This is a genomic window from Clostridium sp. UBA3061 (assembly GCF_002367465.1).
GTDB lineage: Bacteria > Bacillota > Clostridia > Clostridiales > Clostridiaceae > Clostridium_J > Clostridium_J sulfidigenes.
This window is the reverse complement of sequence record NZ_DFCF01000015.1, coordinates 99,793-115,976: the sequence shown is the minus strand read 5'-3', so window position 1 is coordinate 115,976 and position 16,184 is coordinate 99,793. Positions and strand designations below refer to the sequence as shown.

Annotated in this window: 11 protein-coding genes and 1 other annotated feature; of the genes, 4 read left to right on the top strand and 7 right to left on the bottom strand. The window is 30.5% G+C overall.

The features are described from left to right. Positions 1-224: 224 nt before the first annotated feature. Both B2P65_RS14630 and B2P65_RS14625 read right to left on the bottom strand, forming a co-directional pair. Positions 225-1,697: a flotillin family protein gene (locus B2P65_RS14630; RefSeq protein ID WP_346880413.1), complete on the bottom strand. Its 1,473-nt coding sequence runs from the start codon at positions 1,695-1,697 to the stop codon at positions 225-227. A gap of 215 nt (positions 1,698-1,912) precedes the next feature. After that, on the bottom strand, positions 1,913-3,703 hold the full coding sequence (locus tag B2P65_RS14625) for a MutS-related protein (RefSeq protein WP_346880412.1): 1,791 nt from the start codon (positions 3,701-3,703) through the stop codon (positions 1,913-1,915). Between the two features lie 591 nt (positions 3,704-4,294). Between B2P65_RS14625 and B2P65_RS14620 the strand changes: the two genes are divergently transcribed. Together B2P65_RS14620 and tpx are read left to right on the top strand one after the other, a co-directional pair. After that, positions 4,295-4,846, top strand: coding sequence for a manganese efflux pump MntP family protein (locus B2P65_RS14620; RefSeq protein WP_346880411.1), 552 nt, complete (start codon positions 4,295-4,297; stop codon positions 4,844-4,846). A gap of 100 nt (positions 4,847-4,946) precedes the next feature. Continuing rightward, positions 4,947-5,432: a thiol peroxidase gene (gene tpx, locus B2P65_RS14615; protein WP_346847731.1), complete on the top strand. Its 486-nt coding sequence runs from the start codon at positions 4,947-4,949 to the stop codon at positions 5,430-5,432. Between the two features lie 109 nt (positions 5,433-5,541). Here the strand turns inward: tpx and aspS are convergent, their stop codons facing one another. Beyond that, complete coding sequence (gene aspS / locus B2P65_RS14610; RefSeq protein ID WP_346880410.1) at positions 5,542-6,831, bottom strand: aspartate--tRNA(Asn) ligase; 1,290 nt, start codon at positions 6,829-6,831, stop codon at positions 5,542-5,544. Between the two features lie 258 nt (positions 6,832-7,089). Continuing rightward, positions 7,090-7,313 (bottom strand) — a binding site (T-box leader). Between the two features lie 224 nt (positions 7,314-7,537). Here aspS and B2P65_RS14605 point away from each other — a divergent pair. Both B2P65_RS14605 and B2P65_RS14600 read left to right on the top strand, forming a co-directional pair. Next, positions 7,538-8,206, top strand: coding sequence for a corrinoid protein (locus B2P65_RS14605; RefSeq protein WP_346880409.1), 669 nt, complete (start codon positions 7,538-7,540; stop codon positions 8,204-8,206). Continuing rightward, positions 8,199-9,284, top strand: a complete 1,086-nt coding sequence (locus B2P65_RS14600) for a uroporphyrinogen decarboxylase family protein (protein ID WP_346847734.1) — start codon at positions 8,199-8,201, stop codon at positions 9,282-9,284. The genes B2P65_RS14605 and B2P65_RS14600 overlap by 8 nt, the downstream gene beginning before the upstream one ends. 132 nt (positions 9,285-9,416) lie before the next feature. On the opposite strand, the gene B2P65_RS14595 is transcribed toward B2P65_RS14600, so the two are convergent. The 4 genes from B2P65_RS14595 to B2P65_RS14580 form a co-directional block, all read right to left on the bottom strand. Continuing rightward, positions 9,417-11,003: an ABC transporter substrate-binding protein gene (locus B2P65_RS14595; RefSeq protein WP_346847735.1), complete on the bottom strand. Its 1,587-nt coding sequence runs from the start codon at positions 11,001-11,003 to the stop codon at positions 9,417-9,419. Between the two features lie 230 nt (positions 11,004-11,233). Continuing rightward, on the bottom strand, positions 11,234-11,785 hold the full coding sequence (locus B2P65_RS14590; protein ID WP_346847736.1) for a pyruvate kinase alpha/beta domain-containing protein: 552 nt from the start codon (positions 11,783-11,785) through the stop codon (positions 11,234-11,236). Positions 11,786-11,872: 87 nt separating this feature from the next. After that, on the bottom strand, positions 11,873-12,481 hold the full coding sequence (locus B2P65_RS14585) for a TetR/AcrR family transcriptional regulator (RefSeq protein WP_346847737.1): 609 nt from the start codon (positions 12,479-12,481) through the stop codon (positions 11,873-11,875). Then, complete coding sequence (locus B2P65_RS14580) at positions 12,474-16,133, bottom strand: efflux RND transporter permease subunit (RefSeq protein ID WP_346880408.1); 3,660 nt, start codon at positions 16,131-16,133, stop codon at positions 12,474-12,476. The genes B2P65_RS14585 and B2P65_RS14580 overlap by 8 nt, the downstream gene beginning before the upstream one ends. Positions 16,134-16,184: the final 51 nt, after the last annotated feature.

Sequence of the window (16,184 nt, the reverse complement as noted above, 5' to 3'; positions counted from 1 at the left end):
CTAATGGCACCTTTTCTCCATACTTTTACCAATATCTATTTTTAATTCTAGCAATGTACACCCCCCTTGTCAACATAACTAGGGGTTTTGGTAGAAATTTCATATTTATATGAAACCTTCTAAACTCTTTATTAGACTCTGTATTTGCTTAAAATGATAAATTGAAAAATAAAAACTCTAAGCCACTAATTTAATAGCCTAGAGTCTTTTTACTGTATAAATATTTATTCTATTACAGAACTCTCTTCTACTTCTGATTCTATAGTTTCAGGTTCTATAATAGTTTTTTCTTCATCATCTTCTAAATCTTCATTTTTCTTATTTAAGGTTATTACCTTTACTAGCTCTACAAGGTCTATACCAGTTAAGGAATTGATAACTTCTGGAACTTCAGCCATGATATTAGCTATGTTCTTTGACACCTTAGCTGCTCCACCTTGACCCCCATTGTCAATAATAACCATCTTCTCAGTTCTAGATAATGGCTCTGCTATATTCTTTGCTACCTCTGGAAGCTTATCTGTTAACATTTGAATAATAGCTGCTTCTCCATATTCCTTATAAGCTTCAGCCTTCTTCTTCATAGCCTCTGCCTCAGCCTTCATTGCATCTGCATTAGCCTCTCCTACTAATCTTATGGCATCTGCTTCTGCCATACCTTTAATTTTTATTGTTTCAGCCTCTGCTTCAGCTCTCTTAATCATCATAAATCTCTCAGCTTCTGCTGCTTGCTCAGCTCTATATTTATCAGCTTCTGCTACTTTTTTAACTGTAGATTCAAGTTCTTTCTCTTTTTTACGTACTTGTTGCTCTGCTATATCAGTTTGTCTTTGTTCTTCAAATAATTCTGCATCCTTTAAGGTTTCTACAACTTTCTTATGAACTATATTCTTTTCAACTTCATAAGCAAAGTCTGCCTTAGCTTGTGCCTTTTTCTCTTCTTCTTTAAAGGATTGAACTTTTAATTCCTTCTCTTTATTAGCTCTAGCAATTTCAGCTTCTGCAAATATTTGTGCTTCCATTCCAAGTCTCTTTGCTTCTGCGGTTTTTTGCATCTCTTCTCTCTTTGCTTCTGCCTCAGCTATTGCTGCATTTTTCTTAACTTCTGCTATTTGTTTAGCACCAAGTGCTTGAAGATATCCCTTAGTGTCGTCTATGTCTCTAATTGTAAAGGTCTTAATTTCAAGACCCATCCTTTCAAGGTCTGACTTTGCAACATTTTCAACTTCATTTGCAAACATTTCTCTGTCTTTGTATATCTCTTCAATACTCATTTTTGAGACTATTTCTCTTAGTTTACCTTCCAGTACATCCTGTACAGTTCCCTTCATTACTTCAATAGTTTCTCTTTCTTTTCCAGTATTAAATTGCTCCATAGCTAATAATACACTTGCAGGATCTGACTTAACCTTTATTATAGCTACTCCATCAGTATCTATTGGTACTCCATTACTATCTAAGGATTCATGAGTCTTTACTTCAACCTTCATGTTTTCAAGTGATAATCTATTGGTTTGTTCGAAGAATGGAACAACAAATCCTCCCTTACCACTTATAACCCTTCTCTTAAGTCCTGTAACTACAATAGCTTTATCTTGGGCTGCCTTCTTCCAAGTAATACAAATAAGCCAAATAATCGCTAATGCAAGAATTATCCATCCTAAGTTGTCAGTAAAAATTTCTAACAGTTCTCCCATTTACACTTTCCCCCTAATTATTTTAGGCATCTGAAAATAAATAATAAGTCAAAGATGGAAAGTATATTCTGACTTATTTATTTTTTGAAGATGCCTTATATATCTTATGAAAATAATAACACATATATTACTTTCCATGAGAATATTAACTTAAAAGTACTTAATACATACTTAAAATTACACCATTTTCTTTAAAAACAAAGAACCCATGTAAATTAAATTTCAATTCCTACAATTCTCATTAAATATTTAGCATTTGTGGTATTGGATTTACCTACTTTTAGTTCGTAATCAAAATATATTTTATTTTCTTTATAATACTCAGAAAAATGATAATTTTTTATTCCACTATGCTCTGAAAGACTACATAATTCTAAATCATGAGTAGTTAAAGCCCCTATAACTCCAGCTTTACTTAAGTTTTTAATTACAGCTTCAGCTCCAGTAATCCTATCCTTAGAATTAGTTCCTCTAAAAATTTCATCAATAAGAAAAATCATATTTTTATTATTCTTTGCACCTTCAATAATTTCCTTTATTCTAATTAATTCTCCATAAAAAGTTGAAATTCCATTTTTTAAATCATCTGTTATCCTCATAGATGTATATATCTCTAATAAGCTACACTCCATTTTCTTACTAAATACTGGTGCACCTACATAGGCTAAAACTAAATTTATACCTATAGTTCTTAAAAATGTAGTTTTACCTGACATATTTGATCCTGTAATTATAAATATATTTTCCTTCATACTTAAATCATTATTAACTCGTACATCTCTATTTATTAAAGGATGACCAAGGTCTTGTGCCTCTATTTTAACACCCCTAGGATTTATTGTTGGTAATGTTACATTTTCATCTATATGAATTAACACAGCAAGACTCATAAGTTCTTCTATAACCCCAATATTGGAAAGCCAACTTTCTATTTTATCACCATTTTCAGCCTTCCAATCCTCAAGAGAAAATACACATTGATAATCCCAAAGAAATAGTATGTTTAAAGCTAAATATAACAATCCATTATTTCTCATATTTACTCTTTCTGATATATTAGAAAGTCTTTTTATAGCTTTAATTGATGAATCTTTATCTTTAAATAAATTTTCTTTTATATTCTTTAACTTTTTAGATTTAAAATCTTTTTTCTCTATTAACTTTAAAATGTTTAAATACTCTTCTAGGTTTCCTCTAAAATAATTAACTACTTCTAGAACTAAATTTAACTTTAAAGTAGATATTGTCCATATAATTGTTTGCACAATTAAAAGAAAATACATTAACCAATTAAAATTATTCATTTTAAATATAAGTATTATTAAAGTAATTGGTATTGTAACTAAGGGCATTAAATATATAGTCTTTTTAATTAATTTCGATTTTATAAGGACACCTTTATCTTCTACATATTTTATTAATTTTTCAGGACTTTTTAATCTATTCCTACCATTTCTACCTATATACTCCATTTCCTCACAAAAATCCAAGTCATCAAATAACTCTTTTATAGCCTCTTGTCTTAATAGTATTTCATTATAATCAAACCTAGGTTCTAATAAAGAATTAGCTAAAGATTTTCTTCCATGCCAAGTATTAGTTATATTTATTAATTGAAATAAAGATTCACTACCTACAATATCTAAATCAGATGCATATCTGTGCTCCTTATTTACAAACTCTTCTCCCAAATCCTGAAACTTTATCCACTGACCAGAAATTCTTTGAAGGTATCTATTATTTATTTCAATCATATCCTCAGCCAGTTTTAATTTACTTTTTACTTTTCTATGATATATTACTAAAAATATAAAACTTCCATAAAAAACTATAGAAAGAAATAGAACCCTATTTGTCACTTCTACCTTTATTCCTATATAGGTGAAATACAAGGCTAGTATCATTACTAATAATCTTAAATATCCGATTCTATCAAATTCTTTTTTATATTTAGCAATATCATCATTATACTTACTTATTTTGCTTAAAAATTTATCTTCAACCACATTATTACTCCTTTCCTTTTTACACTTTAAAATCATCACTGTACCTATATCAATTTCTTATATATTTAACATAAGTTTAAATATAATATTTAAACAGCAAACCCCCGAAACCCGCATGAACAGAACAAATAGTTAACTATTTATATAGTTATATAGTTTTATAGTTAAATTCTCCATATATAGATAAGCTATTTTATAATATCTTTTTCAGTTTAATTTTATGTTTAAATTATATTGTTGCTCTTCACTGTTACTACATGTTATATTACATGTATATTATATCCAATATTTCTACTTATATCAAACTTATATAAAAGTGTAAATCATATTTACTTATTCATGGTTTTATAATATAATAATAAAATAATGTATCATGGGGGAGTAGTTTGCGTATAATGCTTTTATACGTGACAAGTCAACATAATGATTAATTTTTTAATCTGGCTTGCCTTAAAGAACAAGACTCATGTATAGCTTAATTAAGATGTCTCTAATAAAAGAGATACTTTAAACTTTGCTATACATGGGTCTTTTATTATGTATGAGGAGGATAACTTAAAGTTTAATAAAATAAGATTAAGGAGTTTTTTAATGAGTACTATTGAAATTATAATGATAGGATTATGTCTTAGTATGGATGCTGCCGCAGTATCTATGACTAATGGTATGGTGTACAAGGATGCTACTAAAAAAAAAATTATAGCTATGCCTTTATTCTTCGGCTTCTTTCAAGGGGCAATGCCTTTTCTAGGTTATTATGCAGGAGGAATGTTCTCAGAAATTTTAAGTAAATATTCTGGTATTTTAGTTTTAATCATATTAGGATTTATAGGGGCAAATATGTTAAAAGAAGGCATATTCCCAGATAAAGAAGAAGATGAAAATAAAGTTGTACCCCTTAACTACAAGCTTTTATTTTTTCAAGGAATAGCTACTAGTATAGATGCTTTTGCAGTAGGTATTGGCTTTAGCGCTATGAATATTGCTATTCTTCCAGCTATTTGTATCATCGGTATAACCACATTTATTTGTAGTTTTATTGCCATCTTCATAGGAAAGAAATGTGGAGATTTACTTGGTAAAAAAGCTGAAATATTAGGCGGAATTATTTTAATTATTATAGCTGTAAAGGCAGTTTTATAATATTGTTTACTATTTAAATATTGTTATAAAACCTTATAATAAATAGTATATTTGAGCATATTATATCTATGGAATATAAATTTAAAAGGAGATGATATGCTTGGAAATTACATTTCAAGGCAATCCAATTACTTTAAAAGGAATTCAACTAAGAGTAGGAGATAAGGCTCCTGACTTTACTTTAATTAATAATGAACTACAACCTGTTACTTTACAAGATACTAAAGGAAAAAGAATCTTTGTAGTTGTTCCATCTATAGATACAGGTGTATGTGATATGGAAGTTAGAAAATTCAATGAAGAAGCTTCTAAACTTAATAATGTTACTATATACACCATATCAATGGATTTACCTTTTGCTCAAGGTAGATGGTGTGGAGCTGCTGGAATTAAAAATGTAATTACTCTTTCCGATTATAAAACTAGAGAATTTGGTGATAGATATGGAGTATACATCAATGAACTAGGATTACTTACTAGAGCTGTTTTCGTATTAGATGAAGATAACACAATTACCTATGTAGAATATTGCAGTGAAGTCACTGATGAACCTAACTATGAAGCTGCACTTCAAGCTGTGAAGTAATACAATAATTTGTATATGTTTTAATGAAAGTCCAGGATGTATAATAATATCCTGGACTTAGAACTTATACTTAAATTTTAATTTTTTTTCTCTTTGCTCCTAAGGTCACTTATGGTGTAAGTCTAGTTCTGTCCCTAGGAATTAGTGATGCTTCTCTTACATTTTCTAATCCTAATAGCTGAGCCGTTAATCTTTCTAATCCTATGGCAAGACCTCCATGGGTTGGCATACCTTGTTTAAATACACAGGTATAGCTACTGTAATTCTCCGGGTTAAGACCTTTATATTCTATATTTTTTATTAACTCATTATAATTATGAATTCTTTGTCCTCCAGTAGTTATTTCAACTCCTCTAAATAATAAGTCAAAGCTGTAAGTCTCTAGTTCTCCACAAGGCATGGTGTACATTGGTCTCTTTTTCCTTGGGTAATGGGTTAAAAATATGAAATCTGAGTTTAACCTTTCTTTGGCATATCTATAAATAAGTTTTTCACCCTCTGGATCAAGGTCTCCATCTAAGTTCTCTTTGCCGTACTCTTTTTCTAGTATGTCCAAGGCATCCTTCAACTTCATTCTAGGTATTTCTCCCCGGATCTCTGGAATTTTAACTTCTAGTATGTCTAAGTATTTATTTCCCTCTTCTTTAACCTTACTTAAAATATACTTTAATAGTCTTTCTTCCATGTCCATAACTTCTCTTTCATCTTCAATAAATCCCATTTCAAAGTCCATACTTATATATTCATTTAAGTGCCTATTGGTATTATGCTGTTCTGCTCTATATACATGAGCTATCTCAAAAACTCTTTCAAAACCTGCACCTACCATCATCTGTTTATAAAACTGAGGACTTTGAGCTAGATAAGCTTCTCTTTCAAAATATCTAACCTTAAATACCTCTGTTCCTCCTTCTGCTCCCTCAGATACTAATTTGGGTGTGAAAATTTCTGTAAACCCTTCCTTAGTTAAAAATTCTCTAAATCCCTGAACTAGTATATTTTGAATACCAAATACTGAACTTATCTTTTCATGTCTCAAACTTAATACTCTATTATTTAACATAGTGTCTAAATTAATGTTTAGATCTTTATTATTAAGTTCTATAGGAAGTTCCCCTATTGTAGAATTAATAACTTTAATACTTTCAATTTCAATCTCAAAGTTATTTAATTTATTTTTTCCCTCTTTAACTATACCTTCAATAGAAACTACAGATTCTGTTTTTAAATCCATTTTTTCAGCAATAGAATTTTCAGCTACACATTGCACTAGACCTGTTCTATCTCTTAATACTATAAAAGTAATAGACTTCAACTTTCTTATGCGATAAATCCATCCTGATATTTTTACTTTTTCATTCATATGATCAATTAAATTATTTACTAATACTCTTTTCATTGTTATACCTCCTAAATTTAAACATTTTAAAAGCCCCTTAAGCCAACGGCTCAAGGGGCAAAATATGCGGTACCACCCTTGCTGATATAGTAATTAAATACTAATAAATTCTTAGAGTTATACACACTAGAAATTATTATATATTAGGATAGATTAATTTTCTTAAAGCATCTCAAGATGCCTTATACCGGTATTCTAAGAAAACTTACATTAATGAAATGAGCTCTATTTCATTAAAATAAAAAAAACCTTCACTCCAATAGGAGCGAAAGCAATATTCACGGTACCATCCTAATTTGATTAAGTATTATTTACTTTATCATCTCAATCCCTTTAACGGAGGAATCCGATCTACCCTACTTTTCATTTCAGGTAAATATCTCCAGGATGTCTTTCAATACTACTTTTCTCATAGAGCTTCCACCATCCTCTACTCGCTTTACATACTTAGTAATATTTACTCTTCCTTTCAAAGAATTATAAATATATATTTTCTATATAATATGCCTTTTTAGAATTTTTGTCAATATATTTTGATAATTCTTCATTATTTTTAGTTAGAACTTTAAATAAATAAATTTAACTAATAGTTATTTCAAATAATGCTAAATTATTCTAAAAAAAATATTATTATATACTTGGATATAAATTTATTTTTTTATGAATTTATAGAAACCTACAATAAAACAAAAAGGTGTGTGTGAAAATGGACGAAAAGAAAAATTTACTTTTAGATGCTCTATGTAACAGCGTCCTTGATATGGATGAAGATTTAGTAAGAGCTAAAGCTGATGAATACCTAAATCTAGGATATGATGCCTATGATGGAATATCTTCTGGTTTAGCTGTAGGAATGGATAAGGCAGGAATTTTATATGAGGAAGAGGAGTATTATATTCCTGAGCTACTTATGTGTTCTGATGCTATGTATGCAGGTATGGATAAGTTTAGACCTCATCTAAAATTTGCTTCTAATGGGATAAAACATAAGGCTGTTGTGGGTGTAGTAGAGGGCGATACCCATGACATAGGTAAAAATTTATTCAAAATTATGCTTGAAACCTGTGGTTTTGAAGTACATGACCTAGGAAGAGATGTTCCTCCTATGGAATTCATAAATAAAGTAAAAGAAACAAAAGCTACATTAGTTGGAATGTCTACTTTAATGACTACAACTATGGATAATATGAAGGTAGTTATTGATATGTTAAATGATTCTGGACTTAGAGATGATGTTGTAGTCATGATAGGTGGTGGACCCATCTCTCAAAGCTTTGCAGATAAAATAGGGGCAGATGGTTATGAAGTAGAGGCTTCAAAGGCTGCTCGTTTAGCCAAAGAACTTGTTTCAAGGAGGAGTGTAGCTAATGTTTAAAGATAAAATGACTCCTATGGAAAGGGCTATAGCAATTTCTCAAGGAAACACTATCGATAGAATACAATGCAATCCAAATCTTTCCAACGGCATTGCAAGGGTAGCAGGATTAAAAATTTCTGAGTTTAATCATAGTAGTAAAGCTCTATCCCATGCAGTTATAGAAACCCACAAAAGATTTGGTGGAGATGGTGCTAAAATATTTACAGATTTATTTATCATCTCAGAAGCCATGGGTGCAAAAATGAAATATCCAGAGGATAATACTGTAGACCTACTTGAACCAGCAATTAAATCTATAGATGAACTAAGTAAACTTACCCCTGTAAATCCATTAAAGGATGGAAGGCTTCCTATTCATATAGAATCTATGAAAATCGTAAAAGATGCTATAGGTTCTGAAGTTCCTTGTAGTGCAGCAATAGTAGGACCATTCACTAATGCATGTTTCTTAATTGGTGTTCAAGAAATGACCAAACTCATGATAAGAAATCCTGAAGCCGTTCATAAACTATGCAAAATTTCTCTTGATAGTTGTATTTCTTTTGTGAAAGAATCTCTAAAACAAGGCGTTGGAATTAGCATCTGTGAACCTATGGCATCTTCCACTGTTATTAGTCCTACTCATTTCAGAAAATACTGTACGCCATATATGGAACAATTAGTTAACTTCATAAAGGATAAAGGTTCAACTCCTTCTGTTCATATTTGTGGAAAAACAGATCCTATTTGGCAAAATATAGTAGATTTAGGCTTCAGTGCATTTAGCATAGATAATGTAGTAAGCCTATCAAAGTGTAAAGAAACTATAGGAAACCAAATAAAAATCATGGGAAATGTAGATCCTTCTACTGTAATGTATAGCGGTACTCCTAATGAAGTTAAGGTAGCTACATTAATATGTATAAGGGATGGTTATGATAGTCCTAAAGGCTATTCGGTAATGTCTGGATGTGGACTTCCTGTTGAAACTCCTATGGATAATATCCATGCTATGCTGGATGTTACTAGAGAACTTGGATGGCCTATAGATCCAGAAAAAATAGACTTTCTTATTAAAAAGTATGGTGGTATTTAAATGTATCCTATTGGTTTATAAATGAGTTTTAAAATATTCAAAATTGAATCAGCGCTGAAATTTTCTTACATTGTTGAAAGTAATCTTTCTTATAACTATTAGGTAAGTTTCAGCGCTTAAATTACATGTAGTCTATTTATTATTTAAATGTAACTTTGACCAATCTTCAAAAAGTATATTAGCTGTAGGTTTAGCTTCTGGTACTCCATCTAGGTTTTTTTGTGCTACCATAAGGTTTTGTTCATAATCTATAGCATAAATTGCTGCATCTGATGCAATCTGACGTTGTATATCTCGATAAATTGCTTTTCTTCTATCTGCATCTACCTCTTCTGCCCCTACCTTCCATAAATTATCTACTTTAAAGTTAGTATATCCTGTTTGATTATAGTAAGAGCCTGTTTCAAACATCTTTCTATAATCTTCTGGAGCTAATCCTAAAGAATATCCACTAATGTATAAAGCACATTCATCATCTTTACTATATAACTTGTTATAAAAATCTACATTTTCATAAGGTACTATGTCAACCTCTATATCTATGTCTTTCAATTGTTTCTGTACAATTTCTGCATACTCCTTATGAGCAAAAGCTTCTGTATTATATGCTAACTTAAGGTTATTTATAGCAACTCCGCTTTCTTCTATTAATGCTTTAGACTTTTCTATATCATGATTATATACTTCTACCTCATCTTCTATGTATAGTTCTGCCTCTTTAATTAAAATTGAATTTCCTTCTTCTACCTTCTCTGCACCTGATTCTCCATAGGCTGCAACTATCATTTCTTTTCTATCTAAAGCATAGGATAGTGCTTTTCTAAATACTATATTTTGCATTGAACTAACATTTTGATTAAAAACTATATAGTTTAATCTTCCTTGGCTAAAGGTATAAGATTGCAATTCTTCTCCCTTATAGGCTTTATCATATAATTCTGGGTTTGCTTTAACTAAGGTTAGCTCTCCCTTATTAAAAGCCTCCTCTGCAGCTTCTTCTGATGAAAATACTTTTATTGTTATGAAATCAGCCTTAGGACTTCCTGAATAATAATCATCATATTTTTCTAAAACCATACTATCTTCTTTAGTCCATTCTTTAAATTTAAAGGGACCAGATCCTATAGGTGTCTTATTTCTCTCTGAGGTGGCAACTATACCTTCATTTTCATAAATATGCTTAGGAATAGGAACCACCTTGGAAAGATTATATAAAAACATTGAGTTCTCAACTGGAAGGGTTATTTTAATAGTTAATTCATCTAATTTTTCTGCTTTTATAGGCTTTTCATCTATAATTAAATACTCTCTTAAGGGTGAATCCTGATTCTCATCTAAAATCAGGTTTATTGTATACTCCAAATCATCTGCATTTATAGGTTTACCATCATGCCATTTTAGATTTTCCTTTAATTTAATAGTTATCTCCATATTATCCTTAAAGTCAACGGACTCTGCTAGATAAGTTCTAACATCTCCCTCTCCATAAGAAAAAAGTGGAGAATAAATTATATTAGACACTAGCTGAACCTCTCCTACATTGGTAAATGCAGGGTTTACTATTTCTGGTTTCTCTGTTACTGGAACAATTATATTTCCTCCAACCGTAGTAGATATTTGCCCTTCATCATTTTTAGGACCTTTTAAATTACCGCACCCAGTAAAATTCATTATACTTATAATTATTAATAACATAGAAATCATTCTTTTAAGTTTCATAATGTCCTCCTTGATATAAAACATAAATTATTTTACTTTAGCTTTTGCACTTTAGACTAATTTTAAGCATGAAAATAAATTATTCTTAAAATAAAGGACCACTATGAAATATACCCACACAAAAAAAGACTATCTCAAAACAAATTACATCTTATATTAGTAAATTGTTTTGAGACAGTTCTATAACCTTAATGAAATATTGAGTTTAAAATAAGTTAAATAAAATTATACTATAAACTTGGTTTACAAATAAATTCATCTATTTTACAATCTAAAATATTAGAACCATGAGACGTACGCATAATAATGGCAGTATCTACTCCTAGGCCTGTTCCCCCTAAAGCTATAATGGGCTCCATATATCCTATAGCACCACTATCTAAAGCCATTACTGCTATTTCCACTGCTACTTTAGTACCTTGACCTAACATACGTAGAGAGTATGCAATTATTTCTACAGGATTTACTCCTCCAAACTTACGTGAAAGTCCACGCTCTGCTCCACTAAGCACATGGGTTGTAGTTACAACCTTAATTCCTCTACTTTTAAATAACGCTAGTTTCTCTTCAGAAATTTCTTGAACTCCGGGCTCTTTAAACCCATTAACATGTGTAACGCATACTATGTTTATTCCATCTATATCTAACTTAAGAAGCTCCTCTATAGTATTCCCTGTACTAGTAGGTACTACTATAGTCTTAATACTCCTTTTACGAGCTGTTTTTAATGCACTCTCTAATGTATCTTTAGTATTCTGTTTTCCTGGTTTTTCAAAATACATACTAACTTCCTCCCAAAATTATATATAATATATTTAAATTATAACATATATCCTCTTTGCTAATAATTCTACCCTAATTAAAATCCTTTAACTTAACGACTTTAAAATCAAAGTGTAAGCATTTTCTTTTATCTTTTCTATATCCATAGTTTCAAGGTTTGATGTAGAACAAAAATAATTTGAATAGCCTAACATAGCACTTATAAATACATAATATTCATACTCTCTATTTTCTTGTGCTCTAACTATACCCTCATCTATTCCAACTTCCATTAACCTTCTTACAGCGTCAGACATTTCTTCCTTTCGCTTTATAAAAATTTGGTTACCTTCTTCTAAATATTGTCTTAGTTTATCTGTTTCAATACTTGATAAAGCCAGGATAAAGTTTGAGTTTTTGCTTCTAGAATTTTCTTCTATTAATTTAAATAAACCATAACATTTATTTTTAAATCCCTGAGCCTTATTAACTATGCTGAACACTTCATTAAATTGAATTTCTATATTATATATAATAGCCTTAGCTAATATTTCTTCCTTAGACTTGAAATAATTATACAGGGTTCCTTTTCCTATACCAGCTACTTCTGCAATATCAGCAGCTTTTACTGAATGAAGGTCTATGCCTTCATTAATAAGCTTTATTACAGCATTAAATATATCTATTTCTCTTCTTCCATAGTTGCTATCAAACATTTTTAATCTCCTCAACCTCTACTACTGCTACAAAATCCTTCCTATGCAACATGTCATATATAATAGGAACAATAAACAATGTTAATATTGTAGCATAGGTTAATCCTCCTATGGTTACAATAGCCATTGGCTGAATCATATCTGCTCCCATTCCTATTCCCATAGCAAGGGTTGAAAGTCCTAAAATAGTAGTTAATGCTGTCATAAGTATAGGTCTAATACGAGCCTTTCCAGTTTCAATTAAAGCACTTCTTTTATCCACACCCTGTAACCTTAATTGATTTACATAATCAACAAAAACTATACCATTGTTAACTACAATTCCTGCTAATACAAGAAAACCTAACATGGAAATCATACTTATCTCGAAACCAGTTATTACTAATGCTAAGAGTCCTCCTGTAAACGCTAGAGGTATAGTAATCATTACTATTAATGGTGATAATAATGACTGAAATTGAGCTACCATTATTAAATATATTAAAAAAATAGCTAGTGAAATCATTTTTATTAAATCTACTAAGGTTTCATTAATAGTTTCACTTTCTCCAGTAATATCTATGGTGTATCCCTCAGGTAATTTATAAGAACTTATTTTGCTTTCTACATCTCTACTCACAAGTCCAATATTATGTTCATTGTCTATACCTGCAGTAACCGACATACTTCGTACTTGATTCTTATGATTAATAGAAGCTAATGCCTGGTCTTCTGAAATTGTAGATATATCCTTAAGGGCTACTTCCTTTTCTTCACCATTAACTGTAGCTTTTATAGTATAATCCTTCAATGTTTCCCTTGTTAATTCTTCCTTAGATTCAGTTACAACTATTACAGGATATTCATTAGAGTTAATTGTAATATTAGTTGATTTAGTTTCATTCTTAATAGCTGTATCCACTTGTTGATATACTTGTGCTACAGTAAGGCCATATTTAAGTGCCTTATTTTTATCAACTGTAATTCTAGTCTCTTCTGATGCATCTTTTAGGCCATTTGATATATCAATTGTTCCTTCAGTGTTTTCTAAAATTCCTGTTAAATCAGTAGCTATCTCCTTAAGTTTATCTAAGTCATTACCTTTAACAAGAACTTCTATACCTGAGCCACCCATAGCTGACATATCCATATTAGATGAATTTACAGTTATATCGCAATTTAAGTCCTTTGTCTTTTCATCTATGCTAGTAGCCACTTGTTGACTAGTGTTACTTCTTTCGTCTTTTAAAATTATATACATAGATACTGCTTTATTGCTACCATTACCACCCAAAAGGCCCATAGAACCATTGCCACCTTGCATTGCACCTACTGTTTTAACATCTGGTATTGTAAGGATTATATCCATTACCTTATTACTCATTTCTCTAGCATCTATGGTAGTACTTTCCTTAGGCATTTCTATTGATACCATTATCTCATTACTATCAACCTCTGGCATAAATGCTGTCCCCATAGAAAAAGCACTATAAGCACTAGAAATTAATAATACTACCACTAAACCTATAATTATAATCTTATGATTAAGGGCTTTATCTAGTAACTTTACATAAATATCTATAATTTTATCAAAAAGTTTATGGGGCTTTTCTTTAGTATTGGTTAGCATAGTAGATGACATAGTAGGTACCAAGGTTAGGGCTATAATTAAACTAGCAATTAATGAATACGCAATTGTTAGTCCCATGTCAGTAAACAGTTGTCGAGATATTCCTTGAGTAAATACAATAGGTAAGAATACACAAATTGTTGTTAAAGTAGAAGCAAATATTGCTCCTGAAACTTGAGCTGCACCATAAACGGCAGCCTTAGCAGAAGACATACCTTCACTTCTTAATCTATATATATTTTCAATTACTACAATACTATTATCTACTAACATACCAACTCCCAACGCTAGTCCTGCTAAAGATATTACATTCATAGTAACTCCACTAAAATACATTAGACCTATTGCAAATAATAAACTTACGGGTATACTCATTGCTATTATAAATGTTGGTTTTATATCTCTTAAAAAAACAAGTAATATTACTATTGCAAGAATTCCTCCTAAAATTAAGTTATTTAATACAGAATTTATTACAATATCAATATACATTCCTTGATCACTAAGCTGATTTATATGCATATCTGGATTTTCTTTTAATAATTTTTCAATAGTTTTATTTATATCATGGGATACTTCAGCAGTAGAAGCTGTACTTTGTTTTTGGAAAGAAAGTAAAATACCATCATTACCATTAATTTTTGCATACATGTCATGGGAATTATTTATAAATCCTATATCTGCCACATCTTTAAGCTTTACTGTACCAATACCATCTATATCCAAGGTTATCAATTCTAAATTTTCTATTTCATCTATATTTGAAAATTGGTCTCCTACCTTAACTAAATACTCATGTTTATTTTCTGTAATATATCCAGCTGGCATGGAAAAGTTTTCTGCTGCTAATATACTACTTAATGAACTTTGGGAAATCACTCCATCTAATCCTGCTTTTTTATAAGCATTTTCTTCTGCAATTTTAAATTCTTCTTTTCCTTTCTTAATAGCCTCTTCACTTTCTTCTAGTTGAAGTTGTGCCTTGGCTAACTCAGAGTTAAGGGTGGCCTTTCCAGCTTCTAATTGTTTTTCTCCCCCTATAATTTCTGATAACTTCTTCTCTAATTCCTTCTTTTGCTTTAAAATCTCTTCAATACTTTTATTAGTAGCTTCCAAAGTTATAGATAATTGTGTTAATTTTAATTTTTCTTCTGCTGAAGTTTCTTCTCCTGCCTTTATTTGCTCTTCTATAACTTTCTCTAGATTTTCCTTTTCCTTTTTAATCTCATCACGCTTTTTTTCTAATCCTTCTTGACCTTGGATTAATAGTTTTAGCCCTTGTTCAACTTGATATTTTCCGGAAGAAAGGCTCATACTACCTTCCAATAACTTTTCCTTCTGCTTATCACTTTCTTCATTAAACTTAACTTTACCATCTTGTAAAGCTTTTTCAGCTTTATCTAATTCTGCTTTAGTTTGAGATAGCTTTCCATCAATAGATTTAAGAATTCTATTATTAAGTTTATCTATTTTTTCTTGCTTCAGAGAGATTTGTAAACTTTCCTCAATTATCCCTGTACCAGAAACAGATGCTACTCCATCCAATCGTTCAAATTCAGGTATAATCTCCTCTGTTACTTTCTTTGATGTTTCAGTAATATCTTTTCCATCAAAGTCTACACTAGCAACTACAATTGGTAGCATATCTGGATTTATCTTTATTAGCATAGGTGTCCCCACTTCATCATCAAGTTGGGATTTAACCATATCAATATTTCCATTCATCTCAATCATAGCTCTTTCCATATTAGTCCCTTGAGTGAACTGAATAATAACCATGCTTGAGTTTTCACTAGAAATACTATTAATTTCTTCTACTCCACTAGTAGTAGATAAAACTTGTTCTAGTGGCTTTGTCACAGTAAGCTCAACTTTCTCTGGACTTGCACCAGGATAGGCAGTTATTACTGCTACATAAGGTAAATCTATACTAGGTAATAAATCAGTAGTCATTGATGTAAAAGATATAATTCCAAGAATAATAACCAGTACAACCCCTACTATAACTGTCATAGGTTTCTTCACGCTGAATTTTGATAACACTTTAGTACCCCCATTATTATTAAATTCAAATGACTGACCGTCCAGTCACCA

Excerpts from the sequence above, each read along its gene's own strand:
- B2P65_RS14630 (WP_346880413.1), bottom strand. The coding sequence starts at position 1,697 with ATGGGAGAACTGTTAGAAATTTTTACTGACAACTTAGGATGGATAATT.
- B2P65_RS14620 (WP_346880411.1), top strand. The coding sequence starts at position 4,295 with ATGAGTACTATTGAAATTATAATGATAGGATTATGTCTTAGTATGGAT.
- aspS (WP_346880410.1), bottom strand. The coding sequence starts at position 6,831 with ATGAAAAGAGTATTAGTAAATAATTTAATTGATCATATGAATGAAAAA.
- B2P65_RS14605 (WP_346880409.1), top strand. The coding sequence starts at position 7,538 with ATGGACGAAAAGAAAAATTTACTTTTAGATGCTCTATGTAACAGCGTC.
- B2P65_RS14600 (WP_346847734.1), top strand. The coding sequence starts at position 8,199 with ATGTTTAAAGATAAAATGACTCCTATGGAAAGGGCTATAGCAATTTCT.
- B2P65_RS14595 (WP_346847735.1), bottom strand. The coding sequence starts at position 11,003 with ATGAAACTTAAAAGAATGATTTCTATGTTATTAATAATTATAAGTATA.
- B2P65_RS14590 (WP_346847736.1), bottom strand. The coding sequence starts at position 11,785 with ATGTATTTTGAAAAACCAGGAAAACAGAATACTAAAGATACATTAGAG.
- B2P65_RS14585 (WP_346847737.1), bottom strand. The coding sequence starts at position 12,481 with ATGTTTGATAGCAACTATGGAAGAAGAGAAATAGATATATTTAATGCT.